At 69.9% G+C, this 26,389-nt stretch carries 27 protein-coding genes; 5 read left to right on the top strand and 22 right to left on the bottom strand.

Going from position 1 to position 26,389, the window contains the following annotated elements; genetic code table 11:
* The first annotated feature begins 5 nt into the window (after positions 1-5).
* Positions 6-1,031 carry an ABC transporter substrate-binding protein gene (locus tag BO39_RS02410; protein WP_043829481.1) on the top strand — a complete coding sequence of 342 codons (1,026 nt, stop codon included), beginning with the start codon at positions 6-8 and terminating at the stop codon, positions 1,029-1,031.
* A gap of 37 nt (positions 1,032-1,068) precedes the next feature.
* Here the strand turns inward: BO39_RS02410 and BO39_RS02405 are convergent, their stop codons facing one another.
* The 8 genes from BO39_RS02405 to BO39_RS02370 all read right to left on the bottom strand — a co-directional run bounded on the left by BO39_RS02405 (position 1,069) and on the right by BO39_RS02370 (position 9,570).
* The gene (locus BO39_RS02405) at positions 1,069-1,812 is read right to left on the bottom strand and encodes an endonuclease/exonuclease/phosphatase family protein (protein ID WP_084697773.1); all 744 of its coding nucleotides are present in this window, start codon (positions 1,810-1,812) and stop codon (positions 1,069-1,071) included.
* Positions 1,809-2,369, bottom strand: coding sequence for a DUF2238 domain-containing protein (locus BO39_RS02400; protein ID WP_043829477.1), 561 nt, complete (start codon positions 2,367-2,369; stop codon positions 1,809-1,811). Before BO39_RS02400 ends, BO39_RS02405 begins: the two co-directional genes overlap by 4 nt.
* Before the next feature lie 161 nt (positions 2,370-2,530).
* The gene (paoC, locus tag BO39_RS02395) at positions 2,531-4,750 is read right to left on the bottom strand and encodes an aldehyde oxidoreductase molybdenum-binding subunit PaoC (RefSeq protein WP_043829475.1); all 2,220 of its coding nucleotides are present in this window, start codon (positions 4,748-4,750) and stop codon (positions 2,531-2,533) included.
* Between the two features lie 4 nt (positions 4,751-4,754).
* Complete coding sequence (locus BO39_RS02390) at positions 4,755-5,705, bottom strand: FAD binding domain-containing protein (protein ID WP_043829472.1); 951 nt, start codon at positions 5,703-5,705, stop codon at positions 4,755-4,757.
* Complete coding sequence (gene paoA, locus BO39_RS02385) at positions 5,702-6,352, bottom strand: aldehyde dehydrogenase iron-sulfur subunit PaoA (RefSeq protein WP_043829470.1); 651 nt, start codon at positions 6,350-6,352, stop codon at positions 5,702-5,704. Before paoA ends, BO39_RS02390 begins: the two co-directional genes overlap by 4 nt.
* Before the next feature lie 377 nt (positions 6,353-6,729).
* Positions 6,730-7,503: an MBL fold metallo-hydrolase gene (locus tag BO39_RS02380; RefSeq protein ID WP_043829469.1), complete on the bottom strand. Its 774-nt coding sequence runs from the start codon at positions 7,501-7,503 to the stop codon at positions 6,730-6,732.
* A gap of 31 nt (positions 7,504-7,534) precedes the next feature.
* Positions 7,535-8,560, bottom strand: a complete 1,026-nt coding sequence (locus tag BO39_RS02375) for an Ldh family oxidoreductase (RefSeq protein ID WP_043829467.1) — start codon at positions 8,558-8,560, stop codon at positions 7,535-7,537.
* Between the two features lie 29 nt (positions 8,561-8,589).
* Positions 8,590-9,570: a Bug family tripartite tricarboxylate transporter substrate binding protein gene (locus BO39_RS02370; protein WP_043829465.1), complete on the bottom strand. Its 981-nt coding sequence runs from the start codon at positions 9,568-9,570 to the stop codon at positions 8,590-8,592.
* 107 nt (positions 9,571-9,677) lie between these two features.
* Between BO39_RS02370 and BO39_RS02365 the strand changes: the two genes are divergently transcribed.
* On the top strand, positions 9,678-10,586 hold the full coding sequence (locus tag BO39_RS02365; protein WP_245614895.1) for a GntR family transcriptional regulator: 909 nt from the start codon (positions 9,678-9,680) through the stop codon (positions 10,584-10,586).
* Positions 10,587-10,602: 16 nt separating this feature from the next.
* On the opposite strand, the gene BO39_RS02360 is transcribed toward BO39_RS02365, so the two are convergent.
* The 9 genes from BO39_RS02360 to BO39_RS02320 are packed head-to-tail and all read right to left on the bottom strand — an operon-like array spanning position 10,603 to position 19,415.
* Positions 10,603-12,147 carry a class I adenylate-forming enzyme family protein gene (locus tag BO39_RS02360; RefSeq protein WP_043829464.1) on the bottom strand — a complete coding sequence of 515 codons (1,545 nt, stop codon included), beginning with the start codon at positions 12,145-12,147 and terminating at the stop codon, positions 10,603-10,605.
* A gap of 14 nt (positions 12,148-12,161) precedes the next feature.
* Positions 12,162-13,220, bottom strand: coding sequence for a mandelate racemase/muconate lactonizing enzyme family protein (locus BO39_RS02355; RefSeq protein WP_156963392.1), 1,059 nt, complete (start codon positions 13,218-13,220; stop codon positions 12,162-12,164).
* Between the two features lies 1 nt (position 13,221).
* Complete coding sequence (locus BO39_RS02350) at positions 13,222-14,199, bottom strand: Bug family tripartite tricarboxylate transporter substrate binding protein (RefSeq protein ID WP_043829459.1); 978 nt, start codon at positions 14,197-14,199, stop codon at positions 13,222-13,224.
* On the bottom strand, positions 14,189-15,346 hold the full coding sequence (locus BO39_RS02345; protein WP_043829457.1) for an acyl-CoA dehydrogenase family protein: 1,158 nt from the start codon (positions 15,344-15,346) through the stop codon (positions 14,189-14,191). Before BO39_RS02345 ends, BO39_RS02350 begins: the two co-directional genes overlap by 11 nt.
* A gap of 18 nt (positions 15,347-15,364) precedes the next feature.
* A complete protein-coding gene (locus tag BO39_RS02340; RefSeq protein ID WP_043829455.1) occupies positions 15,365-16,339 on the bottom strand; it encodes a tripartite tricarboxylate transporter substrate binding protein in 975 nt (324 codons plus the stop codon).
* A complete protein-coding gene (locus BO39_RS02335; RefSeq protein WP_043829453.1) occupies positions 16,332-17,123 on the bottom strand; it encodes a citryl-CoA lyase in 792 nt (263 codons plus the stop codon). The genes BO39_RS02340 and BO39_RS02335 overlap by 8 nt, the downstream gene beginning before the upstream one ends.
* Positions 17,120-17,944 (bottom strand): p-hydroxycinnamoyl CoA hydratase/lyase, encoded by an 825-nt coding sequence (locus BO39_RS02330; RefSeq protein ID WP_043829451.1) that lies wholly within the window; start codon positions 17,942-17,944, stop codon positions 17,120-17,122. Before BO39_RS02330 ends, BO39_RS02335 begins: the two co-directional genes overlap by 4 nt.
* An 11-nt stretch (positions 17,945-17,955) precedes the next feature.
* On the bottom strand, positions 17,956-18,414 hold the full coding sequence (locus BO39_RS02325; protein ID WP_043829449.1) for a MaoC family dehydratase: 459 nt from the start codon (positions 18,412-18,414) through the stop codon (positions 17,956-17,958).
* 5 nt (positions 18,415-18,419) lie between these two features.
* On the bottom strand, positions 18,420-19,415 hold the full coding sequence (locus tag BO39_RS02320) for a Bug family tripartite tricarboxylate transporter substrate binding protein (RefSeq protein WP_052401332.1): 996 nt from the start codon (positions 19,413-19,415) through the stop codon (positions 18,420-18,422).
* Positions 19,416-19,459: 44 nt separating this feature from the next.
* On the opposite strand from BO39_RS02320, the gene BO39_RS02315 reads away from it, so the two are divergent.
* Both BO39_RS02315 and BO39_RS02310 read left to right on the top strand, forming a co-directional pair.
* Complete coding sequence (locus BO39_RS02315) at positions 19,460-20,449, top strand: LysR family transcriptional regulator (RefSeq protein WP_084697769.1); 990 nt, start codon at positions 19,460-19,462, stop codon at positions 20,447-20,449.
* An 88-nt stretch (positions 20,450-20,537) separates the two neighbouring features.
* A complete protein-coding gene (locus tag BO39_RS02310) occupies positions 20,538-21,740 on the top strand; it encodes a CaiB/BaiF CoA transferase family protein (RefSeq protein ID WP_211257359.1) in 1,203 nt (400 codons plus the stop codon).
* A 6-nt stretch (positions 21,741-21,746) separates the two neighbouring features.
* Here BO39_RS02310 and BO39_RS02305 read toward each other — a convergent pair whose 3' ends face one another.
* From BO39_RS02305 to BO39_RS32395, 4 genes are read right to left on the bottom strand one after another with little or no spacing between them, the layout of a single operon-like run.
* Positions 21,747-22,928, bottom strand: coding sequence for an acyl-CoA dehydrogenase family protein (locus BO39_RS02305; RefSeq protein ID WP_052401329.1), 1,182 nt, complete (start codon positions 22,926-22,928; stop codon positions 21,747-21,749).
* Positions 22,929-22,971: 43 nt separating this feature from the next.
* The gene (locus BO39_RS33555; RefSeq protein ID WP_169742709.1) at positions 22,972-23,466 is read right to left on the bottom strand and encodes a hypothetical protein; all 495 of its coding nucleotides are present in this window, start codon (positions 23,464-23,466) and stop codon (positions 22,972-22,974) included.
* Complete coding sequence (locus BO39_RS35190; protein WP_084697768.1) at positions 23,358-23,777, bottom strand: glycosyltransferase family 2 protein; 420 nt, start codon at positions 23,775-23,777, stop codon at positions 23,358-23,360. Before BO39_RS35190 ends, BO39_RS33555 begins: the two co-directional genes overlap by 109 nt.
* A complete protein-coding gene (locus BO39_RS32395) occupies positions 23,746-23,907 on the bottom strand; it encodes a hypothetical protein (protein ID WP_169742708.1) in 162 nt (53 codons plus the stop codon). Before BO39_RS32395 ends, BO39_RS35190 begins: the two co-directional genes overlap by 32 nt.
* 366 nt (positions 23,908-24,273) lie before the next feature.
* Here BO39_RS32395 and BO39_RS30830 point away from each other — a divergent pair, with 366 nt between their 5' ends.
* Complete coding sequence (locus tag BO39_RS30830; RefSeq protein WP_084697767.1) at positions 24,274-25,287, top strand: glycosyltransferase family 2 protein; 1,014 nt, start codon at positions 24,274-24,276, stop codon at positions 25,285-25,287.
* A 160-nt stretch (positions 25,288-25,447) separates the two neighbouring features.
* On the opposite strand, the gene BO39_RS02300 is transcribed toward BO39_RS30830, so the two are convergent.
* Positions 25,448-26,350, bottom strand: a complete 903-nt coding sequence (locus BO39_RS02300; protein WP_052401328.1) for a DUF305 domain-containing protein — start codon at positions 26,348-26,350, stop codon at positions 25,448-25,450.
* Positions 26,351-26,389 lie beyond the last annotated feature (39 nt).

Below are 26,389 nucleotides of genomic sequence, written 5' to 3'. Positions count from 1 at the left end.
CGCCTATGCTCGCTCGTCGCACCCTCCTCGCCGCCGGCGCCGCCGGGCTGGCGATGCCGGCCATCCGCCCCGCTGGCGCGCAGACCGCGACGCCCGTGCGCTTCGCCCTCGATTGGGCGCTGCAGGGCAACCACGGCATGTTCTCCCTGCCCGACGACCGCGGCGTGTTCCGTCGCGAGGGCATCAACCTTCGGATGGACCGCGGCTTCGGCTCGGGCGACACGACCGTGAAGGTGGCCTCCGGCGCCTACGATGTCGGCTACACCGATGTCTCGACCATGGTGAAGTTCAACGCCGAGAACCCGGACAAGCGCCTCGTCTGCTTCTACCAGGTGCTGGACCGCACGGCGGCGGCGCTGATCACTCTCAAGAAGTCCGGCATCACCTCGCCCAAGGGCGTGGCCGGCAAGCGCCTCGGCGCGCCCGAGGGCGAGGGCAGCCGGATGCTCTTCCCCGCCTTCTCGCGCGTGGCCGGCATCGATGCCTCGGGCGTCCGCTGGACGAGCATGGCGGCGAACCTGCGCGACACGATGCTCGCCCAGGGCCAGGTGGATGCGGTGACGGGCTTCCTCTTCACCACCTATTTCAACCTTGTCGGCCTCGGCACGGCGGAGAGCGACATTGTGGCCTGGCCCTATGCCGAGAACGGCCTCGACATCTACGGCAGCGCCCTCGTTGCCCGGGCCGACTGGCTGGACAAGAACCCGCAGGTGGCCGCCGCCTTCGTCCGCGCCTCGGTCGAGGGGCTGAAGATGCTGATCGCCGAGCCCGATGCTGGCATGGCCTCCCTCAAGAAGCGCGAGCCGCTCTTCGACGAGGCGCTGGAGAAGCGCCGCTGGGGCATGACCTACGAGCGCTCCATCCTGACGCCGAACGTGAAGGCCGGCGGCACGGGCGTGCTCGACAACGCGCGCGCCGAGACGCTCATCCGCGTCAATGCCGAGGCCTATGGCGTGGCGAACCCGCCGAAGGTCGGGGACATGTTCACCGACCGCTTCCTGCCGCCCGCTGCCAGCCGCAAGATCGGCTGACAAAGCGCCGGCCGCGGCCCCAACCGGGCCGCGGCCCCTACGCAACTGCCGGAAACGACACCTTGGCTTTGAGAGGCAGGTGATCCGAGGCGCGGCGCGCGAGCGGCGTGTCATGCGCCTCCGCTGGCCCGATCATCCCGGCGGGATGCGCCATGATCCGGTCCAGGCTGAGGAATGGCCGGAAGGACGGGAAGGTCGGCACCTGCGGCGGCGTGCCGAAGACCGGTTGCAGCACGCCGAGGGCCGAGGCGCCGAGGCGCCACTCGTTGAAGTCACCGAGCAGGACCGTCGGCAAGCGCGCGCCGTGGCCGGCTTCCATCGCCGCCAGCAGGGCCTGCGCCTGCCGCTTGCGGCGCGCGGCGCCGAGGCTGAGATGCGTCGCGATCACGCGGAAGGGTCCCCAGCCGAGGTCGAGTTCCGCCATGATTGCGCCCCGCGGCTCCATGCCGCCGATCCGCAGGCCCATCGGCGGCCGCAGCACCGCCGCGTCACGGCGGATGAGAATGAGGTTGCTGCGCCAGCCCTGCTCGCGCGGGCGATCATGCAGTCGGAGAGGGCGCAGACCGGCCTCCTGCGCCAGATGATCCTCATCGAGCATCGGGGCGTCACGGCGGAGGTAGTGCTGCGCCTCCTGCAGCGCGATGAGATCCGGGCGGATCTCCGCGATGACGCGGGCGATGCCCTCCGGGCGGAAGAGCCCCGCGGGCGGGCGCCCGCGATGGACGTTGTAGGTGGCGACCAGCATCGGTCGGCCGGGCGGCGGGGGTGGCGCGTGACTCATTCCGCCCGCCGCGCCAGGACCATTGCCGCGACGGTGGCGCCGAGCGTGGTCAGCACAATGTCCGTCCAGGTGTCGGTGAAATCGCCGATGAGGCCAGTGATCGCTTCAAAGACCTCCCATGAGCACCCGAGCAGGAGGCCGAAGGCGGCGCCGGCGAGGATGACCCGCCCGCTCCGCCAGGGGCGACCGTCCGCCAGCAGCAGCGCGACGAAGACGGCCCCGGCCATGGCCCCGCTGAAGAGGTGGACGATCTCGTCATAAGGGTTCTCGCCGTAGAACCAGTTCAGCCCGTAGCCAGGGCTGCTGAGGAGCGTGGCGAGGATCGGCGTGCAGTCGAGGGCGCGTGGCAGGGAGCGCAGGCGGGCCGGCAGCACCTCCATCCTCTCCCGCGGGGGCAGGATGAGGCCGAGGCAGCCCACGAGAGAGACGAGCACGCCCATGGAGGCGTTGCGCTTGTCGAGCGACCAGAACCAGGCGGACATCGCGGCGAGGAGGAGGAGGCAGAACCAGGCAAGGCGCGATTGCCGGCGGATGTCGTCGCGCGTCAGCAGAGCCAAGCCCGTTCCTCCCCACGGCGCCGGCCGCTTAAATCGCTGAACGCGGGCATGGGGGCAGGGTTGATCGGCGCGGGCACCTTCCGGCCGGCGGGGGTGCTCGACGGGGGATTTCCCGCCTGACAAGTGGAACGGGGGAAGGACAAGACCCCTCCCCCGGCCGTTCACGCCGGCTGCGGCAGCTTGTCCAGCAGCTTGTCGAGAGTCATCGGGTAGTCGCGCAGGCGAATGCCGGTCGCGTTGTGGATGGCGTTCGCGATGGCGGCGCCAACCCCGCAGAGCCCGAGCTCGCCCACGCCCTTAGCCTTCATGGGCGAGGAGATCGGGTCCACTTCGTCGAGGAAGATCACCTCCTGGTGCGGGATGTCGGCGTGCACCGGCACCTCGTAGCCCGCGAGGTCGTGGTTGACGAAGAAGCCGAGACGCTTGTCCAGAGAGAGCTCCTCCGTCAGGGCGGCGCCCACGCCCATGGTCATCGCGCCGATCACCTGGCTGCGCGCCGATTTCGGGTTGAGGATGCGACCCGCCGCGCAGACGGCGAGCATGCGGCGTACCCGCGTCTCGCCGGTCATGGCATCCACGCCCACCTCCACGAAATGGCCGGCGAAGGTGGACTGCTGGTAGCGCTTGGCGAGATCGCCGTACTCGATCACGTCCTCCGCCGTCATGCCCTCCTCGCCCGCCGCCTGACCGAGCGGAACCTCGCGGTTGCCGGCGCGGACCACGCCATCCGTGAAGACGGCATCGGCCGAGTTGAAGCCGAGCTTGCGCGCCACGTCCTCGCGCAGCTTCGTGCAGGCCGCGTAGACGCCGGCGGTCGAGTTGTTGGCGCCCCACTGCCCGCCCGACCCGGCCGAGGCGGGGAAGTCGGAGTCACCGAGGCGCACGACCACCTTCTCCATCGGTACGCCCATCATCTCCGCCGCGGTCTGGGCGATAATGGTGTAGCTGCCGGTGCCGATGTCGGTCATGTCCGTCTCGACCGTGACCACGCCGCTCTTGTCCAGCCGGACGCGCGCGCCCGACTTCGTCAGGAGGTTGTTGCGGAAGCCGGCCGCGACACCCATGCCGACGAGCCACTGGCCTTCCCGCCGCTGCCCGGATATCGCGCTGCGCCGGTTCCACCCGAAGCGCTCCGCGCCCTGACGCAGGCATTGGATGAGCTGGCGCTGCGAGAAGGGCCGCTCGGGATGCTCCGGATCGACCTGCGTGTCGTTCAGGATGCGGAACTCGATGGGATCGATGCCGAGCTTCTCGGCCATCTCGTCCATCGCGATCTCGAGCGCCATGAGGCCCGGCGCCTCGCCCGGTGCGCGCATGGCATTGCTCTCGGGCAGGTCGAGCTCGGCGAGGCGCATGGCGGTCAGGCGGTTCGCTCCGGCGTAGAGCAGCTTCGTCTGGGAGACCGCCGTTTCCGGCTTGCCGTCCGGCAGGTTGTAGGAAGCGCTCTCATGCGCGATGGCCGTGATCTTCCCATCCCGTCCAGCACCGATGCGGATGCGCTGGATCGTCGCCGAGCGGTGGGTGGTGTTGTTCGCGATCAGCGGGCGCGTCAGCGCTATCTTCACGGGCCGCCTTGCCGCCTTGGCGCCGAGTGCCGCGAGGATCGCGTCCACGCGGACGAAGAGCTTTCCGCCGAACCCGCCGCCGACATAGGGGGAGTCGAGCCGGACCTTCTCGACGGGGATGCCGAGGGTCATGGCGACGTCCCGCCGGCCCCAGGCGATCATCTGGTTCGAGGTCCAGATGGTGACCTTGTCGCCCTCCCAGGAGGCGACGGAGCTGTGCGGCTCCATCGCGGCATGGCTCTCGGCCGGGGTGGTGTAGGTTTCGTCGAGCTGGACGGGGGCGGCCGCGAAGGCACCCTCGAAGTCGCCGAAGCGGTCCTCGGGGGGGGCGCCGCTTCCCTCGTCGCTGTCGCCGCCCGCCAGCGGCGCGGTCTTTGCGGCCGCGGCGAGGTCGAACCGCCCCGGCTCGCGCGCGTAGTCCACGCGGATCAGCCCTGCAGCCCCGCGCGCCTGTTCGAAGGTCTCGGCGACGACGAGGGCGATGGCCTGGTGGTAGTGCTGGATCTCAGCGCCGCCGAATAGGTAGGCAATGTTCATCCGCCCCTTCGCCATCCTCGGCATGTCGAGGGTGGAGACGACGGCGATCACGCCCGGCGCCGCCTTGGCAGCCGTGGTGTCCATGGCGGCGATGCGCCCCTTCGCGATCCCGGCGCCGAGGACGAAGCCATAGGCCTGGTTGGGCGCGACGTCGTGCCGTTCATAGGCGTAAGGGGCGGTGCCGGTCGTCTTGAGCGGCCCATCGATGCGGTCCAGCGGGCGGCCGACGAACTTGAGTTGGTCGATCGGGCTCGTGGTAGCGGGGGTGTCGAACTTCATCGTCTCAGCCCTTCGCCTCGGTGAGCACGGAGGTCAGGATTCGCTCCGCGAGGGTCAGCTTGAAGGCGTTGTCCGGCATCGGCTTCGCCCCATTCAGGATTGCCGCCATGGCCGGCTTCGCGCCGCGCGGAAGTTCCGCCTCGGCCGCCTCGACGCGCCAGGGCTTGTGCGCCACGCCGCCCATCGCCACCCGTCCCGTGCCGTCCGGCTGCACGATGGCCGCCACGGAGACGAGTGCGAAGGCGTAGGAGGCGCGATCGCGCACCTTGCGGTAGAACTGCCGGCCGCCAGCCGGCGGGGGCAGCGTCACCGCCGTGATGATCTCGCCGCGCTCCAGCGTCGTGTCCAGCTGGGGCGCGTCACCCGGTAGGCGGTGGAACTCGGCGATCGGGATCGCGCGCGTCGTGCCGTCTGGCTTCACTGTCTCCACCACCGCGTCCAGGGCGCGCATCGCGACCGCCATGTCCGAGGGATGGGTGGCGATGCAGGCCTCGCTCGCGCCGATGACTGCCAGGTGCCGGGTGACCCCGCCGATGGCCGAGCAGCCGCTGCCGGGCTGGCGTTTGTTGCAGGGCTGGGCGGTGTCGTAGAAGTACGGGCAGCGCGTACGCTGGAGAAGGTTGCCGGCCGTGGTCGCCTTGTTGCGCAGCTGCCCGGTGGCGCCCGCCAGCAGGGCGCGCGACAGCACCGCGTAGTCGCGGCGCACGCGCTCGTCGGCGGCGAGGTCGGTGTTGCGCACCAGGGCGCCGATGCGCAGTCCGCCCACCGGCGTGGGCTCGATCTTGTCGAGCGACAAACTGTTAACATCGATCAGGTGGGCCGGGGTCTCGATCCCCAGCTTCATCAGGTCGAGCAGGTTGGTCCCGCCCGCGATGAACCTCGCGCCCTCCCGGTGTGCCGCAATGGCGGCGGCCTCGGCGGGGGTGCTGGCGCGCTCGTAGGTGAAGGGCCTCATGCCTGCCTCCCCGCAACTTCGGTGATCGCGTCGAGGATGTTCGAGTAGGCACCGCAGCGGCAGATGTTGCCGCTCATGCGCTCACGGATCTCCTCGGGGGTAACCTGGGGCGTCGCCGTCAGGTCGGCGGTCGCGTAGCTGGGGATGCCCTGCCTGATCTCGTCCAGCACGGCGGTGGCCGAGCAGATCTGGCCGGGCGTGCAATAGCCGCACTGGTAGCCATCGTGCTTCACGAAGGCCGCCTGCATGGGGTGCAGCTTGTCCGGCTGGCCGAGGCCCTCGATGGTCGTGACCTCGTCGCCGTCGTGCATCACGGCCAGGGTCAGGCAGGAGAGCACGCGGCGCCCGTCCACCATCACCGTGCAGGCGCCGCACTGGCCGTGGTCGCAGCCCTTCTTGCTGCCCGTCAGGTGCAGGTGCTCGCGAAGGGCGTCGAGCAGCGTCGTCCGCGTGTCGAGGTCGAGGCTGCGCTGCTGGCCGTTCACCGTCAGCGAGGTCCGGGCAAGCACCGGCACGGCGGCGGTCCCCGCCCCCTCCGCCTGCGCCGGCGCCTGCGCGGCGACCGGTGTCGCGGGCGCCATCGCCGTCACCGCCGCACTGGCCAAGAGCCCGCGCCGGGAAAGTTCAAGATCGTCGATTTTCTGCATGGCTTGCTCTGACTCCTCTCCTCGCCCGACCGGCAGCCCGGTGCCGATCTCAGGCTCGGATTTTCTATCTGTTAGAACGCCCGCAGCGGCAAAGCGCTGCCATCGCTTCGGGCCGCATCGCACGGACGCTGCGCTGGTCCTCCCCTCACGAGCTGGATGCGGCGGGGAGGATCGCGAATCTTCAAAGCCGCTAACGCACGGTGCGCCGGCATCGCCGATCACGAACGGGAGACCAACGGTCGTCCCAGGGTGCATCGGCCATCAGAAGGGTCAGCTCGGTCGGCCCTTGCAGGGTGCCCGAAAAGGCGAAGAGCTGCCCGGTCGAGCAGCCCTCCGGCCGTTGAGCCGTCTTTACAGAACGCGGGCGGAAAGGCCGGTCAGGCCGGAGAGGACGCGGTTCCCTTCTCCGTCAGGTCGAAGCGGGTGACGTCCTCCAGCGCGTTGCCGAACCAAGCCTCGATGGCGCAGGCACGCTCGGCGAGGGGAACCATGTTTCCGGCGGCGTCCAGCCGCAGCGGAAGGTCGTGGCCGGGCAGGAGAACCGTCCCCGGCACCTCCCGCCAAGTGGCGTTCAGCCGGGCGATGGAGGCCGCATGCGCCTCGGCGTCGAGGGTCATGTCGGCGCGGCCGGTGACCAGTTCTGAGCGGTTCTTCGCGACGTCGGCGGAGAAGATGGTGCGCGTCTCGCCCTCCAGCACGAAGACGAGGTGATGCATCGTGTGACCAGGGGCGGTGAAGCAGGTGATGCCCGGCAGTTCCGTCGCGCCATCGGTGAGGCGGCGCAGCCGGGGGTGGCGCGCAAGCTCGCGGATGGTGAATTCAGGGTAGAGCGGATCCCCGTCCGGCAGGGCGAGCGCCATCTCGAGCTCCGCCGCGCCGGCATGGATCGTAGCGCGCGGGAACATCGGCCAGTTGAGGCAGTGGTCGTAATGGAGATGCGTGAGGAGGAGGTCGGTGACCTCTTCGGGCGCTACGCCGGCCGCCTGAAGCTGGGTAAGCAGGCGGCGCCTGGCCCCGAAGCCGCCCGTATCGAGCACGGCGATCCGGCCCTCCGGCCCGCGCGCGAGGCCGATGGTGCTCCAGCCGAGGCCGCCGTGGTATTTCGACTTTCCGGGATAGCCCTGCTGCAGGCTCTCGACCGTCCAGGACATGTGCTCTTTCCCTCCCCTCTGCGCGATGGCTTCAGGCGGCCAGTGCCCGGACAGCCTCGAGATCGGCGGTCCCCACCGTGACCCCTTCGCGCTTCGCCCGCGCGTGCAGTGCCATCTCGCGGTCGCCGGGCGCCATCACGGGCTGGGCGGGATCAGCGGGCGGGGTGCTGCGGAGGATCTCGCCGAAATCGGCCATCCGCTCGCGCATCCAGTCCGCCGCGTGCAGGCGCTTCGTGTCGATGAGGACGAAGACGTGGCCGAGGTTCTGCGCGGCCTCCGGGTTCTTGTCCCAGGCCTGCACATGCGTGAGGAAGGCGGCGCCGGAGAGGAGCCCCGCGAAGAGGTCCACCATCACGGCGAGGCCGTAGCCCTTGTGGCCGCCGACCGGCAGGAGGAATCCCTCCAACCCCTTCTTCGGGTCGGTCGTGGGCTTGCCCTCGGCATCCGCGGCCCAGCCCTCCGGCATGGGCTGCCCCTGTTCCAGCAACTTGCGGATCTTGGCGCGCGCCGCAACGGAAAGCGCCATGTCGAGGATGATCGGGTCACCCTCCGGGTTGGGCATGCCGAGGCCGACGGGGTTGTTGCCGACCCGCGTGTCCTTGCCGCCCCAGGGCGCGATGGTGGTGGTGGCGTTGCTCGCGATGATGCTCGCGAACCCCTCCTCCGCGGCCAGATAGGCGTAGGGCAGGATCGGGCCGAAATGGTTGCTGCCGCGGGCGAACGCGGCGCCGATGCCGACCTCGCGCGCGGATTCCGTCGCTGCCTGGAGCGCGCGCATGCCGATCAGCGGGCCGATGCCGTTGCGGCCGTCCACCATGGAGAGGCCCGGCGCCATGCGCGCGACCTGCACCTCCGCCGCCGGGTCGATGCCGCCCACCTGCACGCGGCCGAGATACTGCGCGACCCGGCTGATCCCGTGGGTGCGGACGCCGAACATGTCGGCGAGGACAAGAACCCTGGCGGTGAGCGCGGCGTCGGCCTCGCGCATGCCGCCCGCCACGAGGGCGCGGGTGGCGAGGTCGAGGAGCGCGTCCTCGGCGATGGTCGTCTCGGTCATGCTGAACTTTCGCTAAAAGGCCGCGGCGCTCAGCCCTCGGCCGTGATACCGGCGTCGCGGATGATGGCGGCAAACTTGCCTGCCTCCTCCCGCACGAAGGCGCGGAAGGCGGTGGTGGAGAGGCGGCGGGGGATGATCCCCTGGTCGGTCAGCTTCGCCGAAAGGCTCGGTTCCGCCAGCGCGGCTTCGGCAGCGGTGGCGAGGCGCTCCAGCACGGGCGCGGGCGTGGTGCCCGGCGCGAAGATGCCGAACCAGTTCACCAACTCGTAGTTTTCGAGGCCCGGCGCCTCGCGCAGGGGGGCCACCTCCGGCAGCTGCGGCATGCGCTCCCTTGAGGTGACGGCAACGGGCCGCAGCTTGCCCTCCTGGATGAGCGGAAGCGCGGCGCCGAGGCTGCTGAAGCTCATCGTCACCCGCCCCGAGGCTACATCGGTTACTGCCGGGACGGAGCCGCGATAGGGCACGTGCAGCACGTCCGTGCCGGCCATGCGGTTCATCAACTCCCCCGCCAGGTGCTGCGGGTTGCCGATGCCGGAGGAGGAGAAGGAGAGAGTGCCCTTGTTCGCCCGCGCATAGGCGATCAGTTCCGCGGGGTTGCGGACGGGCAGGTCGGCCGGGACGACGACGAGGCACGGCACGGTGCCGCAGAGGGTGACGGGGGCGAGTTCGCGCTCCGCGTCATAGGACATCCGCTCCTTGTAGAGGGCAGGGTTTGCCGCGATCTCGCCCGCAGCGGCGAAAAGAAGCGTGTAGCCGTCGCCCGGCGCCTTCGCGACGGCCTGCGCGGCGATCATGGCGCTGGCGCCCGGACGGTTCTCGACGACGAGGGGCTGGCCGAGGGCCGAGCGCATGGGCTCGCCAATCAGCCGCGCGACGATGTCGACGCCTCCGCCCGGGGGATAGCCGACGATGGCGCGGATCGGGCGGCTGGGAAAGCCGCCCTGGGCGCGGGCACCTCGAGAAGCCAGGACAAGGCCGGCAGTCGCGGCCAGATGGCGGCGGGTGATCATGGCGTCGCTTCCTCGCTCAGGCGGCTTTCGGGGACCTTGCATGTTGAACGTCTGAAATGCAAGAACCTGCCGCCAGCCAAGTTGCCCGGCCTGGAGACCTCCCGCGTTTGTCCGAGAGCCCCACGAGTACCGTTTCGGCGATCGTGCATGCCCTCGCCGACGAGGTGAGCGCGGGCGCGTTGCCGGCCGGCGCCCGGCTGCCGGCGCAGCGGCTGGCGGACCGCTTCGGCGTGTCACGCTTTCCGGTAGGCCAGGCGCTGCGGGTCCTGGCCGAGCACGGGATTGTCGTGGCGACACCGGGCCGAGGCTTCTTCGTGGCACCGGAGGGACGGCTGCCCGCGGCTGCCCTGAGCGGGCGGCGGAAGCCCGATGGCCTGTCAGCCGTCTATTTCGCGATGGCCGAGGACCGGCTCGCCGGACGCCTGCCGGACAGCATTTCCGGGGCAGCCCTGCGCGAGCGATACGGCCTCAGCCGCGGGCAGCTCGGCCAGTTGCTGGATCGCATCGCGGCGGAGGGATGGGCCGAGCGGCGGCCCGGCTATGGATGGCGCTTCTCGGCCGTGCTGACCACGCCGGATGCTCTGGAAGGAAGCTATCGTCTGCGGCTCGCGATCGAGCCCGCGAGCCTGCTCGAACCGGGCTACCGCCTCGATCCAGCCCTCGCCGCCCGGTGCCGGGCGGTGGAGGAGGGAATGCTGGCCGGCGGGATCGAGCGGGCCTCGTCGGACGCGCTCTACGAGCGCGGCGTGCGCTACCACGAGGCGATCGTCGGCGCCTCCGGCAATCCCTTTATGCTGGAGGCGCTGCAGCGGGTGAACCGGGTGAGGCGGCTGCTGGTCTATCGCACCCTGGTGGATCGCCAGCGCTTCTACCGCCAGGCGCGCGAGCACCTCGCCATCCTGGACCTGTTGGAGGCCGGCCGGCGCGAGGAGGCCGCGGAGGCGATGCGGGCGCATCTGGGCGCGGTGATGGAGAGCATGGCGGCGGCCCGGCCGCTGCTGGAGACGGGCCGCTGAGGCGCTTCCCGCCGCCTCAGGCGAGCTGGCGCCCGGCTGCCGGCCAGTGCTCCCGCCGCAGCGCCTTCTTGTCCACCTTTCCGTGCGGCAGCCGCGGCAGGTCGGGCACGAAGGCGACGCGGCCGGGCTTCTTGTAGGAGGCGATGCGTCCGCGGACATGCTCGATCAGTGCCGCGGCTTCGAGTTCCGCGCCGGGCTGGAGGACGATATAGGCCATCACCGTCTCGCCCCAGCGCTCGTCCGGCACGCCGATGACGGCGCATTCCGTGACCAGCGGGTGGGAGAGGCAGGCTTCCTCCACCTCCCGGCTGTGCACGTTCTCGCCGCCGGACACGATGACGTCCTTCTTGCGGTCCAGCAGGTGCAGGAAGCCGTCCGCATCGATCCGCCCGACATCGCCGGTGCGTAGCCAGCCGCCGGGGGCGAAGGCCGCCTCGGTTTGCGCGGGGTTGCGCCAGTAGCCGGACATGAGGCCGGCCGAGCGGACCAGCACCTCGCCTTCCGGCGCGTCCTGCCCGGCATCGTCCACGATCCGCAGGCTGGTGCCGTGATAGGGCTGGCCGGCGGAGGCGAGGCGCCCCGCCTCTGCCGAGCCCTCGGGCGTGTCGAGGTTCTGCTGGAAGGGGAGCAGGATCGTGGAGGCAACGTGCTCCGTCATGCCGTAGAGCTGGTGGAAGACCGGGCCGAAGGCCGCCACCGCCCGCCGCAGGTCGGGTACGGGAACGGGCGCCGAGCCGTAGTGGATGCGCCTGAGGGTCGAGAGGTCGTGCCGCGTGCGCGCGGGATGCTCGACGAGGGTCTTGACCATCACGGGCGCCAGGTGCGCGGCGGTGACGGCCTCGGCCTCGATGGCGCGGAACACGCTCTCCGGCTCGAAGCGGGGCAGCAGCACGCAGGAGCCGCCCATGTACTGCACCGACAGCCACTCGATCTTCGCCCCCACGTGGAAGAGCGGCATGGTGATCAGCACACGGTCGGTCGGCCGCAGCCCGGCCCCGCAGGCGATGTCGCCGGCCGCGTGCAGCATCGCGCCCTGCGAGAGCACCGCGCCCTTGGGCGTGCCGGTCGTGCCGGAGGTGTAGATGATGTAGGCGGCGTCCTCCGGCTCCGGAGGGGGGCCGGGCGTGGTCTCCGTGCCGGCGAGCAGAGCTTCGTAACCGAGCGCGCCGGGCACCGCCGCACCGAGTGAGACGAGGAGTGGCGGCCGCGAGGGCAGCGCCGCAACCGCCTCGGCGTAGCCGTCCTCGAAGAGGAGCGCGGCGGGGTCGGCATCCGCCAGGATGGCGACCAGCTCGGGCGCGGCGAGGCGCCAGTTGAGCGGCACCAGGATGCAGCCTCCCATCTCCGCCGCGCCATAGGCCTCCAGCATCTCGGACCGGTTCTGCGAGAGGACGGCCACGCGATCGCCCGGGCGGATGCCGCGCGCGGCGAGGGCCGAGCGGAGGCGGGCGATGCGTGCGGCGTGCTCCGCATGGGTCCATTGGCGGCCGGCACTGGTGAGGGCCGGGCGGCGCCCTGAGAGGGCGGCGTTGCGGGCGAGAAGGTCGGCAAGCGTGCGCATCGGATGATCCCGGCTCAGGGGTGCAGGCGGGCGATGGTCGCCCAGTCGGCCCGGGCGGCGGCCCGCCCGGCGGGCAGCGCGACGCGGCCACCGCGGAGGGCGGGCGGTTCCGTTGTCAGCGGCCGGTCGAAAAGGAGGAAGGTGGAGGTCTCGGCGGATGGCCAGCCCGGCGGCATCCGTGCCGCGAGCCGCCAGGTGGCGCCGGCGCCGAAGTCGCTCTCGCCGAAGAGGCCGATGGCGACCTCCGCGCCGGCCGCGAAGGCGCGGGCCGCGATCGCCTCGGTGACGGAGGGGCCGACGCGGCCGGGCTTGATGCCGAGGGCGCGCGCGCCACGATCGAGGAAGGCGGCGCCGTCCGCCTCCGACCAGATGGCCGCGTCCACCATGATGGGCGCGGAGCAGGCTGACTGGATGCTGCGGAAGGACTCGTCGGAGCGGAGGGTGGTGGGGTCCTCCACATGGGTGAGCCCCGCCGCCGCCAGGGACGCGACATGCGCGCGCAGGGCGGGACTGTCGGCGTAGAGGCCGTTCATGTCGAGAGTGAGCGCCACGCCTGGCCCCACGGCGGCGCGGACGGCGCGCACCGTTTCCATGTCCCGCTCGAAGCTGCGGCCGCCTTTCAGCTTCAGGGCCGGGAAGCCGTGCGCCGCGACCATCGCTTCGGCCTCCCGCGCCATCGCGGCCGGGTCCTTGAGGGTGATCGTCCAGGAGAGAGCCAGCTCGCCTGATGGCCCATCCTCCTCCAGCAGGTCGCGCACGGCGGCGTCGGCCATCGCCTTGGCGGTCGCGTTCTCCGGCACGCGTGCCAGGGCTTGGAGCACGGCGCCGGGGGATGAGAGGTCGCGGTCGAGCAGGCGCGGCAGCACCACGCCCTCCAGCGCTGCGGCGAGGGAGGCGAGGGTCGCGCCGGACCAGGTCGGCTTGGCCGTTCCCTCGGAGGCCCCTTCCCGCCCGTCCTCTGCTCGCAGGCGGAGGATCAGGAGGTCGGCGGAGACCTCCGCCACATCGGACCACTCGACTGGCGCCCGATAGGGCAGCCGGACGGGGTACAACGACCAGCCAAGGAGGCGCATCCTAGTCCACCCTCGCGCCGGAAGCTTCGACCACCCGGGCCCAGCGGGCGGAGTCCTCTCGCAGGAAGTTCCCGAAGGCGGCGGGCGGAAGGTGGCGCGCCTCCGCCCCGGCCCGTGCTAGCGCGTCCCGGACGCGCGCATCGGCCAGCGCCTCCGCCACGGCGGCAGAGAGGCGGGCGGCGATCGGCTCGGGCAACGCAGCGGGGCCGAAGAGACCGAACCAGGCGACGGCCTCGTAGCCGGGGAAGCCGCTCTCGGCCACTGTCGGCAGCTCCGGCGCGAGCGGCGAGCGCGCAGCGCCCGTGACCGCGAGGGCGCGCAGACGCCCGGCCTCGGCATGCGGCATGACGGAGGGGGCGGTGAAGGCCATTACCGCCACGCGCCCCGCGAGCAGGTCGTTGAGCGCCGCAGGGCCGCCGGGATAGGGCACGTGCAGCATGTCGATACCTGCCGCCGTTTTCAGCAGTTCCATGGCCAGGTGCCCGCTGCTGCCGTTGCCGCCCGAGGCGTAGGCGATGCTCGAAGGCCGGGTCTTGGCCGCGGCAATCAGGCCGCCCAGGTTGTCCACACCGAGCGAGGGATGCACGACGATGACGTTCGGCGCCTCCGCCGCCAGTGCTACGGGCGCGGTGTCGCGCAAGGGGTCGTGCGGCATGCGGCGATAGAGGTGCGGGTTGATGGTGTGCGTGGGGCTCGCGCCCAGGAGCAATGTGTGGCCGTCCGCCTGCGCACGAACGACGAGGTCCGTGCCGAGGGTGCCGTTCGCGCCGGGCCGGTTGTCCACCACGAAAGGGCGGCCGAGGGCGCGGGACAGCTCGGGCGCCAGCAACCGCGCCACAAGGTCCGCCGTGCCGGCGGCGGGGAAGGGCACGACCATCGTGACGGCGCGATCGGGCCAGCCCTGCGCCCGTGCCTTCACGGCGAGGAGGAGGCTCGGCAGCGCGAGCGTTGTGCGGCGGGTGAGGCGATCAGGCGGCATAACGACCCTCCAGGACCTCGCGCGCGATGGTGTTGCGGTGGATCTCCGTCGTGCCGTAGCCGACGGACATGCCGCGCACGTCACGGAAATAGCGCTCGAAGGGAAATTCCTCCGAGAGGCCGTAGCCGCCCGCGAGCTGCATGGCGGCGTTCGTCACACGGACCGACATCTCGTTGACAAAGGTCTTCGCGACGGAGGCGTCCATCGGCGTCGCCTCGTTCGCATCGATGCGCCGCGCGGCGCGCCACAGCAGGGCGCGTCCGGCCTCGATATCGATGGCCATGTCGGCCAGCCGCCACTGCAGACCTTGGAACTCCGAGAGCGCCTTGCCGAACTGCTTGCGCTCCCGCAGGTAGGCCGTCGCCCCGTCCAGCGCCGCGCCGGCTACGCCAAGGCAGACCGTCGGATTGCCGGCGATCCGATCGGCGTCCAGCACCTTGAACAGGTGGCGCATGCCGCCCGCGGGCACGATGAGGTTGTCCGCGGGGATGCGGCAGGCGTCGAAGTTCAGGCCGGCCATGCCCGTCGCGCGCAGGCCGATCATGTCGAGGTGGTTGCCGATGGTGAAACCGGGCGTGCCGCGCTCCACCAGCACGGCGCCGACGCCCCGCATGCCGGGTTCGTCCGAGAGCCGCACGAGGACGAGGAAGAGGTCGGAGACCTGCGCGCCGGAGCACCACGTTTTTGCCCCGTCGATGATGTAGCTATCGCCGTCCTTGCGCGCCCGGGTGCGGACGGCCGCGACGTCGGATCCCGCCTCGGGCTCGCTCATGCTCCAGGCGGCGAGCGTCTCCGCGCGGGCAAAGCGCGGCAGCCAGCGGCGCTTCTGCTCCTCGGTGCCGAGATGAAGGATGCTGCGCGGCGTCGCGCCATCCGTCCCGCTCAGGAGGATGGCGGTATTGGCGCAGTTGCGGGCCACCTGTTCCATGACGATCACGGTGTCGAAGAGGCCGAGCCCGGCGCCGCCGTATTCCTCGGGGATGAAGGCGCCGCAGAAGCCGTGCTCCGCGAGGATGCGCAGGTTGCCGACGGGCGGGGCGTACTCGCGGTCGGCGCGCGCGGCCAGGGGGCGGAAGTGCTCCTCGGCGAGGCTGCGCGCCGTCTCCTGGATCAGCCGCTGGTCTTCGGTCAGCTCCGGCTCTCGCATGACGCCTCCCCTCCCCGCCTATTCGGCCTTGGCGCCGGTCGCGGCGACGACGCGGGCCCACATGGTTGTCTCCGCCGCGATACGCCGGGCGAAGGCCTCGGGCGTCGCGGGCGCGGGCTCGACGCCGAGGGCGGCGAAGCGGGAGAGCAGTTCCTCGCTTGCCAAGGCCTTGAGGATTTCCTCGCCGAGGCGGGCAGCGATGGGGTCCGGTGTGCCGGCGGGCACGACCAGGCCGTACCAGGTGGTCATGTCGAAGCCCGGCACTTCCGAGGCGACGGGCGGCCATTGCGGGAAGGCGGCGACGCCCTCCGCCGGGCTGACCGCGAGTGCGCGCAGGCGCCCCGCCTGGATCTGCGGCACGGCCGCGGTCAGGCCGGCGAAGCCGAGCTGGACCTCCCCGGTTGCGATCGCCTGCATGGCCGGTGCCACACCGCGATAGGGCACAGCCACGGCCCGCGTGCCCGAGAGGTTCTTGAACCACTCCATCGCCAACCCGTGCACGCTGCCCGGCCCGAGCGAGGCGTAGGACATGGCGTCGGGCCGCGCCTTGAGGAGCGTGATGAGCGTGCGCAGGTTCATCGCGGGCACGGAGGGGTGCACGACCAGCGCGAAGGGCACGGTGCAGAGGGAGCTCAGCGGCCGCAGGTCGCGCGCGTTGTCGTAGGGCACGCTCGGGTAGAGGGCGGGGTTGATGGTAATGGTATTGGTCACGAGGCCGATCGTGTGGCCGTCGGGCGCGGCGCGCGCCACGACCTCGGTGCCCACCATCTCGGAAGCGCCGGGACGGTTCTCCACGGCGACGGGCTGGCCCAGCATGTCACCAAGGGCACGCGCAATGAGGCGGCCAACGATGTCGGTGCCGCCGCCGGGCGTGTAGGGCACGATGAGGCGCATGGGGCGGCTCGGCGCCCAGACAGTGCCGGTCTGCGCCCTGGTGGCCGCGGGGGCCAGGAGAAGCGCGCCGAGTGAGCGGCGCCCGATGGTGCTAGCCATGCTCGTCCTCCCCCTTCGCGGCGTTCCTCGCCGTCTCCTCCTCCACGCGCAGCCAGACCTCGCGGGCGATGGGCTGGCGCAGTTCCTCCGCGATGTGCCCGACGAGGCCGACCGCGCGGCCGATCACCGCGAGGCCGCGGCAGAGGCGCCAGTCGAGCCCCATGTCGGAGGCGATGGCGCCGAGCGCGCCCGTCGCGTTCACCGGCAGCGACCTGCCGGAGGATGCCTCGGCCGCGCGCGAGACCTGCTGCATGAGGGCGACGTGGCGGCCGGCGATGCCGTGCTCCTCGGCGAGTGCGAAGAGGACGGGCGCGCGCGGGTCCACGGGCTTGTGCAGCGGGTGGCCGATGCCCGGCACCACGGCCTTGCGGGCGAAGCGCTCGGCCACGATGCCGCGCGCCATCTCCGCCAGGTCCGCCTCGGCCGGCGCGTCGCGCAGTGCCTCCTGGAGCAGCTTCGCCGCGCCTTCGGCCGTCCCGGCGAAGGTCGTGCCCATGCCGCAGAGGCCCGCCGCCACCGCGGCCTGGAGGGATTCGGGCGCGCCGAGATAGGTCAGGCGCGTCGCGATCGCCATGGGCGTCATCCCGTGCTCCACGAGCACGACGAGCAGCGCGTCGAAGACCTTCGACTCTCCGGGCGTCGGCTCGCGGCCGGTGATCTCCAGCCAGGCCATGTCCGAGAGCGAGACCTTGCCAAGCAGGTCGCGGCAGAGGTCGCGCCCCTGCACCCAGATACGGTCAGGCGTGCTCCGGCCCATGCCGGAGACGAGTTCGGCCCTGCTCATGCGCTCCTCCCGCCAAGGCCGGGCTTGTAAGCCTTGTCGAGGAAGCCCTGCGCCCCCTTTTCTCGCCAGCTTCCGCCTTGGCGCTGCGTCAGCTCATGGTATTTCGCGCTGACGTAGTCCTGCGCCGCGTCGTGCGACATCTCCTGCGTCAGCCAGAAGGATTCCTTCGTCGCACGCAGCGCGTGCGGGTCCTTGGACGCGATCTCACGCGCGAGGGCGAAGGTTTCGTCGCGGAGCGACGCGCGTGGCACGGCGAGGTTCACGAGGCCCATCCGTTCCGCCGCGCGCCCGTCGAAGGGGCGGCCGGTCATGGCGTGCAGCAGCCCGTCCCGTGGCCGCGCGAGGCGCGTGAGGGAGCGCGTGACGGGCCCCGCCGGGAACATGCCGAAGTTGATCTCGGAGACGCCGAAGGTCGCGTCTTCCGCGGCGATGGCGAGGTCGCAGGATTCGACGAGCGAGACGCCGCCGCCGAAGGTCCAGCCGTTCACCATGGCGATCACAGGCTTCGGAAAGCGGCGCAGCGTGCGCGCGCGCCACTCATAGGTCAGGCGGTCGATCCGGTCGTACTCGTCGGGCTTGTCCTTGAGGCCGACGAGGAACTCCTTGATGTCCATGCCGCCGCAGAAGGCCTCGCCCGCGCCGGTCAGCACCACCACGCGCGCCTCGGCGTCGTAGCGCAGCACCTCCAGCGCCGCTGCCGCCTCCTCGTTCATGCGCGGGTTCATGGCGTTGCGCTTGGCCGGGCGGTTGAGGGTGAGGACGGCGATGCCCCCCTCCTCCCGGCTCAGCGCGATCGTCTCCCAGCTTGGGGTCTCTGGCATGCGGGGCTCCGTCAGGAGTAGGCGAGAAGGATGCTGCGGGCGACGAGGACGGGCTTGGCCGTGCCCTCGGCCTCGACGCTGAGGTCGATCTCGATGCGGGTGGCGCCGCCGCGGGCCGGCTCCACGGCGGCGAGCACGCCGCGCAGGCGCACGCGGTCGCCGGCGCGCACCGGGCCCGTGAAGCGCAGCCGCTCGATGCCGTAGTTCAGCCAGCGCGAGGCGCGGTGCACGTCGAAGGCCTCCCCGAGCATGGAGGTGGTCATGGAGAGGGTGAGGAAGCCCTGGGCGATCACGCCGCCAAACTCCGTTTCCCGCGCCGCGCGCTCGGGGTCGGTGTGAATCCAGTGATCGTCCCCGCAGAGGCGCGCGAAGGCGATCACCTTCTCCTCGTCCACCGCGCGCCAGGGCGAGGGGCCGATGGGGGTGCCGACATGGGCGGCGAGGTCCTCGGGCGTCTCGACGGTGAGCACGGCGCCTAATCCAGCCGCAGATCCATGGCGCGCAGCCGCTCGGCAGCGCGCCCACCTTCCTCCCGCAAGACGGCGGCGAAGGCCGCACGGCCGCCGGGTACGGAGACAAGGCCCTGAGCGTCGAGGAAGCGCTCCTTCCACTCCGGTGCAGCCATGGCCTCGCTGAAGGCGGTGGAGAGGCGATCCAGCGCGGGCTCGGGCGTGCCGGCGGTCGCCGCCACCCCGAACCAGGAACGAGCGACGAGGCCTGGGAAGCCGGCCTCGGCGATGGAGGGTACCTCCGGCAACGTCGGTTGCCGCGCGCCATCCAGCACGGCGAGCGCCCGCAGCGTGCCGGCCCTGACATGCGGCAGGGCCTGGGCCTGGGAGGCGAAGAGGATCTGGATCTGGTCGGCGAGCAGCGCCGGCACCGTCTCCGCCACGCCGCGGAAAGGCACATGCACGATCTCGATACCCGCGGCTGCCCGGAAGGCTTCGGCCTCGATATGCGGCGGGGAGCCGGGGCCGAAGGAGCCGTAGTTCAGCACCCCCGGCTTCGCCTTCGCGAGGGTGATCAACTCCGCGACCGAACGGGCCGGGAGCGAGGCCGGGACGAGAAGGCACTCGACCGTGGCGGCAAGCAGCGTGACCGGCGCCAGGTCACGCGGGGGATCGTAGGGCAGCTTCGAAAAGAGGTGCTGGTTGAGGATATAGGCCGCGTCGGAGGCCAGAAGCAGCGTGTGGCCGTCCGGCACGGCCCGGGCGACCGCCTGCGCGGCGACGACCTGGCTTCCGCCCGGCCGCGGATCGACGACGAGCGGCTGGCCGAGCGCGGCGGAGACGGCGGGGGCCAGCGCGCGCGCCAGGTTGTCGGCCAGCCCACCGGCCGGGAAGGAGAGGACGAGGCGCAGAGGCCGGTTCGGAAAGCTCGAGGTTCCTTGCGCGCGCGCCGGCCGGGCAGCGAGGGCGCTGCCCAAGGCGGCAGGAATCATGGCGCAGAACGCCCTGCGGCCGACGGACATCGCAGCTTCCTCCCTGGCCACGCATCTGTCGGCGGGCCCTTTCGATGCCGAACCCTAGCGCGCCCGATGCCGCGACTTGCACCCACGGCCTCGCCATGTTCACCATGAACGCCGTGAATATCCGGGACCTGGATCTTAACCTTCTGCTGGTCTTCGAGGCGGTGGCCCAGACTCGCAGCATGACAGCGGCCGGGCGGCGCCTCGGGCAGGCGCAGCCGACGGTAAGCCACGCCCTTGGCCGGCTACGTCGGCTCTGCGGCGATCCGCTCTTTGTCCGCACCCGCACGGGAGTGGAGCCCACGCCCTATGCCGAGCGGCTCATCGGGCCCATCACGCACGCCCTCGATACCGTCCGAGCCGGCTTTGCGCGGCAACTGCCTTTCGAGCCGGCGACGAGCGAGCGCGTCTTCACGGTGCTTCTCTCCGATGTCGGGCAGGCAGCCTTCCTGCCTCAACTCACCCTGCGGCTCGCGAACGAGGCGCCGAACGCCGCCCTCGTTGCCGCCGAGATACCCCGCGCCGCCTACCGCGAGGCACTGGAAGCCGGGCGCGCTGATCTCGCCGTCGGCGGGCTTGGTTTCCTCCGCACGGGCTTCTACCGCCGCGGGCTCTTCGTGGACCGCTACGTCTGCTGCGTCTGCGCCAACAGCCGCGCGGCGCGGGAGGGCCTTACCCTCGACGACTACCTGGCCGGGCGGCACGTCGGGGTCATCTCCCCCGGCCTGCCGGATGACGGTGTGGAGCACGCGCTGCTCTCGACCGGGCGCGGTCGGCGCTTCGCCGTGAAGGTCCCGCACTTCCTCGTGGCGCCCACGCTGGTCCGGGGCACGGACCTCATCGCGACCGTGCCCTCGCGCGCGCTCCGTGGCCTGGAGGCGAGCGGCGACATCGCGGTGCTGGAACCGCCGGTTCCCACCGCGCCGATCGATGTCGGCCTCTACTGGCATGAAAGGCTGCACGGCGATGACGGTAACCGGTGGCTGCGAGGCCTGGTAACGAGCCTTTTCGCCGACGCGCCGGAACGTCGCGGCTAGGCACGCCGCCTTTCCTGGCACCGGACATTCACGTGGTGCATCGGCCTCATGGCCCCGGTAGACATTCCCCGGCCCGGCCGTCCGGCCGATGATCCCCGAAAAGGAAGGGGAGGTTGCCGTGCGGCTGCTGGAGGATGTGCGTGTCCTGGACCTCGGCAGCTTTATCACGGCGCCGCTCGCCGCCATGCTGCTCGCCGAGTTCGGCGCGGACGTAATCAAAGTGGAGCGGCCGGGCGGCGATCCCTTCCGCGCCTTCGGCAAGGGCACCTACAGCCCGCAGTTCCAGGCTCATAACCGGCACAAGCGCTCCGTCGTGCTCGATACCGGCACGCCCGAGGGCTTGGCGGCCTTCGACCAGCTGGCGGAAGGGGCGGACGTGCTGGTCATCAACACCAGGCCCGGTGCGGCGGAGCGCGCGGGGATGGGCTGGGAGCGGCTGCGCGGCATCAACCCGCGGCTCATCTGGTGTGGCATCACCGGCTTCGGGCCGGACGGGCCGGCGGCGCTGCGGCCGGCCTTCGACAATGTGGGCCAGGCGGTTTCCGGCTGGATGTCGCGCCACCGCTCGGGCGATGACCCGCGTGTGGCGGGCCCTGCCGTTTCGGATGCGGCGACCGGCCTCTACGCGGCGCTAGGCATCCTCGCGGCGCTGCACGAGCGCGGGCGCACGGGGCGGGGGCACCGGATTGACCTGTCGATGCTGGAGGCGACGATCGCGCTTGGAACGGAGCCGCTGGGGCAGTACCTCGCGACCGGGAAGCCGGTGCCGATCTACCAGCGGGCGGCCATGTCGCAGGCCTATACGCTCACCTGTGCGGATGGCCATCGGATCGGGCTCCACCTCTCCTCGCCCGACAAGTTCTGGCGCGCGCTCTGCACGGCGATCGACCGTCCGGCCTGGGTGGAGAAATACCCGCAGCGGATCGATCGAGTGGCGGCCTATGAGGAGATCGCCGCCCGGCTGAACGAGGTGTTCCGTGCCCGGCCCCGCGCGGAGTGGGTGGCCGTCCTCGAGCGGCACGACATTCCCTTCGCGGCGGAGAACCGGCTGGAAGACCTGGAGGCCGACCCGCAGGTGGTCCATCTCGGCCTCTTCGGCGAGGTGGTGCACCCGACGCGCGGGCCGATGCGGATGCCCCGTCGCCCGGTCAGCGTCGATGGCTCGCGCGAGATGGAGGCGCGGCCGCCGCCGGAATTGGGCGAGCACACGGCGGAGGTGCTGCGCCGCGCGGGGATCGGAGAGGACGTGATCGCCACGGTTCTCGCGGCCCGCCGCGCGCCGCCGGACTGAGGCTCCTCAGCCGACCTTCAGGCCCATCAGCCCGGCCAGGAGGTTGCGCTGCATTTCAGAGGTGCCGGCACCGATCGTCGTGCTGCGCGCATCCCGGAAATGGCGCTGCATGTCGAACTCCATGCTGTATCCATAGGCGCCCATGACCTGCATGCCGACATTCGTGGCGCGCACATAGGCCTCGGAGCCGAACAGCTTCGCCATGGTGATCTCGGCCAGCGCATCGCCGCGCCCGAGCGCCCAGGCTGCCCGGTAGGTGAGGAGGCGCGCGGCCTCCAGTTCGACGCGCATGTCCGCGAGCTGGTGGGCGATCGCCTGGTTCGTGCCAATCGGGCGGCCGAACTGCCGCCGCTCCTGGGCATAGCCGACGGCCATGTCGAGCACCGCCTTGCTGCTGCCGCAGTAGCCGGCGGCGGAGCAGAGCCGCTCAAGTTGCAGGCCGGAGAGAAGGTAGGACCAACCCTTGTGGGGTTCGCCCACGAGGTCCGCGGGCAGGACGCGCACGTCGTCGAAGGTAATCTCGTAGGTGCCGGTGCAGCGCCGGCCGAGCATGTCGAGCTTGCGCAGCCTGACGCCGGGTGCGTCGTTCGGCACGAGGAAGAGCGAGAGGGCGTCGCGTGTTCCTGCTCCTGGCGCGGTTCGGGCGTAGACGTTCAGCAGGGTGTCCGGCGCGCCGGCCCCCGTGGACCAGAGCTTGCGGCCGTCCAGCCGCCACGCCTCGCCATCCCGGCGGGCGGTGGTGCGCATGGCCGCCGCATCGGACCCGGCATCCGGCTCGGACACGCAGATGGCCATCCGCTGCTCGCCGGAGATGATGCGCGGGACGATGCGTGCGCTCTGCTCGGGCGTGCCATTGTGAAGGACGTTCAGGCCGCAGAATACGGTCGCGGCATAGGCGGTGAAAAAGTCGAAGCCGCTCTCGGACATGGCCTCCGCCAGGACGGCGAGATCCAGCGGTGTGCCGTCTAACCCGCCGACCGCTTCCGGGAACGGCAGGGCGAGGAGACCGGCCTCTACCCAGGCGCCGTAAAGTTCCAGCGGGTAGCGAGCCTCGCGATCGAGTTCGCGGATGTGGTCGCGCGTCGCGTGGCGCGCCATGAGCTTGCGCACGCTGTCGGCGAGCTGGCGCTGCGCCTCGCCGAGTTCGAAGTCCATCAGCACCTCCCTCTGCACGTCCTGAGCGAGCATGTCGCCTAGGCCCTCCGCACCAGCACAGGAACCAGTCGTGCCACTACTTCAGATTGGGTGTGACTACCGCTGTTGTATATCTGCGCGCCGCAGACAGGCTGCTCGCAGGATCCCGGATGCTGGCGGCGCGCAAGAACCTCAACAGCGGCTGTATTTCACGAGGGTAGAGCAGCCACGCGCGCAATGCGAATTGTACTCCCATCCAGTGCCGGCCATTCGCAAGGTTATTGACCGCCATACCTTTATACTGCCTTAGCAGGGCCCAGCGCAGATGCTTGCGATAGGCCAGAAGCGCAAGATCCGAATATGCCTTTTCCTCAGCCCTGGAGAAAACACGGGTAAGCCGCGCACTGTTCGTCATTAAGCTCTCATGCTGCCGCCGCAATATGTAAACTGGCTTATTGCTGGCTATGACGCGGCAGACGAGCGTTAACCGAACCAGTAACAACCAATCCTCTCCGTCCCGCAGTTTTTCATCGAGCAAGCCGATTTTCTCGAGAGCCTTCTTGGGCGCCAGCAATCCTCCCAGATGCGCCAAAGAGCTATTACTCCGTGAGCGGAGTGCGGTGCCTCCCATGCAACCCACCCATCGCCAAGATTCCGGCCAGTTTCGAGTGGCAGGGGCACGAATGGCCTTTTAACGTCACCGACAAGGAGTTCTTCAAAGGCCCCGAGCACACAATCGTCCTCGCCTGCCGGCGCGGCCAGGCGGGTAGCGAGGCTGTTCGGCGGCCAAAGATCATCGGCATCGAGAAAGCCGATCCACTCCGAGGTGGCGGCCCGGACGCCCGCATTCCGAGTACCTGCAGGACCGAGATTATGGGAGTTGCGGAGAAGCCGTACCCTCAAATTCCTCCGCCGCTAACTGCGTTAAAGCCTCCTTGGTCGCCTCGCAGGAGGAAACATCGTCCACCAGTATCAACTCGGCCACCGCCGCGCCCTCTTGACGCAGAACGGAGCGTGCCGCCGCCAGCAGCATCGTTGGCTCCGTGTTATGCACCGGGCACACCACACTTACATTCTTCATAGCAGCCTCTCCGACTGCAATTCAGGCATGGTTATGGTTAGTAGCATTTCGTAACGCCAGTATCAGTCTTCTCAATCCGCGCTTCACCATGAATTTTTTTACGGGCAAATTCCGGAGATCTGCACCGAGTGTTTCGGACGCCCTAGCAAGGGCGACCACGTCAGACAAGTAAAAAACCTGCGGGTTCGGCACCGCGCAATCCTGGAGATGCAGTTCGCGCATCAGTTAAACGCGGGTATCTTGACATGCGCGCATCGATAACTTCTAGTCTGCTGTAAACAATCCTCCATCCGCATTCTATTTTCCGGAGCCTCAGGAATGCCGCCCGAGCCGAGTATCAGCGTGGTCATCCCAACTTGGAATAGAGCAGACCTGCTGCCGGAGACACTGGATTGCGTTCTTGCACAGGACAACCCCGCAGCGGAGATAATCGTCGTAGACGACGGTTCAGAAGACGGCACTCAGGCCTTGCTCGATCGCTACAAGAGCAGAGGCGTAAAGAATATCAGGATTTCGAATTCAGGTGATCTGCATGCACGCAATGTAGGATTGGAAGCGGCAAAAAGCACCTTGGTCGCATTCTGCGACAGCGACGATCTATGGAAATCGACCTTTCTGAGGATGATGGTCGATTGCTGGAACAGGGAAGCGCGCACCTGCGCAGTGTATGCCGACTTCCAGATCGTTCGCGATGGCGTGTGGGAAACATCCACAAAGTTCGATTTGGCCCCGACTGGATTCTGGGATGGGCTTCGGCCGGTCAGTGAAGGCCTGTTCATGTTCGACCGTCCCATGGCGGATCGGCTTGTGAGCTACCAGCCGTTTTTCCCCTCCGCGCTCGTTGCGAACCGCGAATTTTTGCTGGAGATCGGCGGTTGGGACGAGGGCACCAGTGGACTCGTCGGGCGCGATTTCGCCACCGCAATCAGGATTGCGGAACATGCGCCCTTGGGTATCTTGCGCCAGCCGCTGGTAGGCATCCGGAAGCATACGTCCAATGACTCCGGAGATACGCTGGCGATGAACCTGGGCGACGGCAAAGTGCTGGAACATATTCTCCGCACACGGCCGGCGATGGCACCTTACGCTGCCGCCATCAAAGCCAGTATCATCGACCGTCGGCGCCGGGCACTGGATCTTGCTTTCACGCGCGGAAATTTCAGCCTGGTGCGTGATATCGCAGAACTGCTACCGCCCGAGGCGGTATCTCGCCTGACTCAGCTCAAGTGCCTTGCTGCCAGGTTACCTGATCCGCTTCGCCGAATTTCCGCGCGAGGGCTAATGGCGGCGGGAACGTTGAAATCCCGCCTTCAAGATTCCCGAAGCAGGTAGTGCTACCTTTACAATCAACTCGCCTCTTGTTCGCCTTGCGCCTGGAGTAAGGCAGCGGGGTCAGCCGCTTGGCGCCTTACACTCCCTGGTCAGGGGCATCGCCCCGACAGCCTGTTGCTGGCTTTCCCTTGCCAGGAGCGGCTGACCGGCCGATCCGACGTCAGTGGTGCTGATGGCCGCGGTGGCCAGGGCCGGCAAGGCGCCCGGGCCGCGTCGCAGCGGGTGAATGCTGAGGAGAGGCGGCGCTCCGCCGGCCCTCGGCTGGCGTTCCGTGGCCGGTATGGCTCTCCGTCGCCGGCTGCTGCATCGGCATGCCGGATGCGGCGTGGCCGACATGGCCCATCCCTTCCATGCCGTGGACCATGGAGGCGGGGACCGAGACCGCGTCGGCGTCGCCTGGATAGGCGGCGATGACGCGCTGCATGAGCGCGATCTCCTGGCGCTGGTCCGTGATGATGTCGACGTTCAGCAGGCGCAGGAACGTGTTCCGCGCGTTTGAATCCGCCTGATAGGCCCTCGCCATGTCGAGCGCGCCCTGGTGATGGATGCTCATCGCCTTTGCGAACTGGACATCACGCTCGTTCACCACACCGGTCGCGGGGATCGGGCCCGGAATGGGGTAGCGGGTGAACCGGTAACTTATCGCGAGCCCGTCCGAGGCAGCCGGCTGCACCGCGATCGCCGCGACGCCGAAGTCCCAAAGGGTGGGCGGCTGGGCCAACCGGCGGCGGACCTCGTCGAGCAGAGCGATCTCGAAGCGCTGGTTATGGATGATCGCCTGCGCCAGGGTCCTGAGGACAGGGCTGCTTCCGCGCGGATCCCTTAGGTATTCCTCCGACATGGTCAGCGCACCAGCGTGGTGTGGGCGCATGCCGTCCAGGTAGTCCCGGTCTGCCTTCAGGGCGGCGCCGAGGGAGCCGGAGGGAACGACCGTGTAGCTGGTCACGATCACGGGCTCGATGCCTTCGTCGGCCCCCTCCCCCACCATCGACCAGGCCGGCGCGCTGGTGGCAAGGACGGTGACGGCGAAGATCGCGAGGCGGCAGCAGGGCGTCTTGCGCATGCGGGCTGTCCTGTCGCTGTGGATGATTGGCCTGCAACC

It is taken from the genome of Roseomonas aerilata DSM 19363, assembly GCF_000711725.1.
GTDB lineage: Bacteria > Pseudomonadota > Alphaproteobacteria > Acetobacterales > Acetobacteraceae > Roseomonas > Roseomonas aerilata.
The sequence above is the reverse complement of the archived record's forward strand: the minus strand, read 5'-3'. Positions and strand labels throughout refer to the sequence as shown.

Bases quoted from the DNA above. Each gene is read 5' to 3' on its own strand.
- BO39_RS02410 (WP_043829481.1), top strand. From the start codon at position 6: ATGCTCGCTCGTCGCACCCTCCTCGCCGCCGGCGCCGCCGGGCTGGCG.
- BO39_RS02405 (WP_084697773.1), bottom strand. From the start codon at position 1,812: ATGAGTCACGCGCCACCCCCGCCGCCCGGCCGACCGATGCTGGTCGCC.
- paoC (WP_043829475.1), bottom strand. From the start codon at position 4,750: ATGAAGTTCGACACCCCCGCTACCACGAGCCCGATCGACCAACTCAAG.
- BO39_RS02390 (WP_043829472.1), bottom strand. From the start codon at position 5,705: ATGAGGCCCTTCACCTACGAGCGCGCCAGCACCCCCGCCGAGGCCGCC.
- paoA (WP_043829470.1), bottom strand. From the start codon at position 6,352: ATGCAGAAAATCGACGATCTTGAACTTTCCCGGCGCGGGCTCTTGGCC.
- BO39_RS02380 (WP_043829469.1), bottom strand. From the start codon at position 7,503: ATGTCCTGGACGGTCGAGAGCCTGCAGCAGGGCTATCCCGGAAAGTCG.
- BO39_RS02375 (WP_043829467.1), bottom strand. From the start codon at position 8,560: ATGACCGAGACGACCATCGCCGAGGACGCGCTCCTCGACCTCGCCACC.
- BO39_RS02370 (WP_043829465.1), bottom strand. From the start codon at position 9,570: ATGATCACCCGCCGCCATCTGGCCGCGACTGCCGGCCTTGTCCTGGCT.
- BO39_RS02360 (WP_043829464.1), bottom strand. From the start codon at position 12,147: ATGCGCACGCTTGCCGACCTTCTCGCCCGCAACGCCGCCCTCTCAGGG.
- BO39_RS02355 (WP_156963392.1), bottom strand. From the start codon at position 13,220: ATGCGCCTCCTTGGCTGGTCGTTGTACCCCGTCCGGCTGCCCTATCGG.
- BO39_RS02350 (WP_043829459.1), bottom strand. From the start codon at position 14,199: ATGCCGCCTGATCGCCTCACCCGCCGCACAACGCTCGCGCTGCCGAGC.
- BO39_RS02345 (WP_043829457.1), bottom strand. From the start codon at position 15,346: ATGCGAGAGCCGGAGCTGACCGAAGACCAGCGGCTGATCCAGGAGACG.
- BO39_RS02340 (WP_043829455.1), bottom strand. From the start codon at position 16,339: ATGGCTAGCACCATCGGGCGCCGCTCACTCGGCGCGCTTCTCCTGGCC.
- BO39_RS02335 (WP_043829453.1), bottom strand. From the start codon at position 17,123: ATGAGCAGGGCCGAACTCGTCTCCGGCATGGGCCGGAGCACGCCTGAC.
- BO39_RS02330 (WP_043829451.1), bottom strand. From the start codon at position 17,944: ATGCCAGAGACCCCAAGCTGGGAGACGATCGCGCTGAGCCGGGAGGAG.
- BO39_RS02320 (WP_052401332.1), bottom strand. From the start codon at position 19,415: ATGTCCGTCGGCCGCAGGGCGTTCTGCGCCATGATTCCTGCCGCCTTG.
- BO39_RS02315 (WP_084697769.1), top strand. From the start codon at position 19,460: ATGCCGAACCCTAGCGCGCCCGATGCCGCGACTTGCACCCACGGCCTC.
- BO39_RS02310 (WP_211257359.1), top strand. From the start codon at position 20,538: ATGATCCCCGAAAAGGAAGGGGAGGTTGCCGTGCGGCTGCTGGAGGAT.
- BO39_RS02305 (WP_052401329.1), bottom strand. From the start codon at position 22,928: ATGCTCGCTCAGGACGTGCAGAGGGAGGTGCTGATGGACTTCGAACTC.
- BO39_RS32395 (WP_169742708.1), bottom strand. From the start codon at position 23,907: ATGCTGCTGGCGGCGGCACGCTCCGTTCTGCGTCAAGAGGGCGCGGCG.
- BO39_RS30830 (WP_084697767.1), top strand. From the start codon at position 24,274: ATGCCGCCCGAGCCGAGTATCAGCGTGGTCATCCCAACTTGGAATAGA.
- BO39_RS02300 (WP_052401328.1), bottom strand. From the start codon at position 26,350: ATGCGCAAGACGCCCTGCTGCCGCCTCGCGATCTTCGCCGTCACCGTC.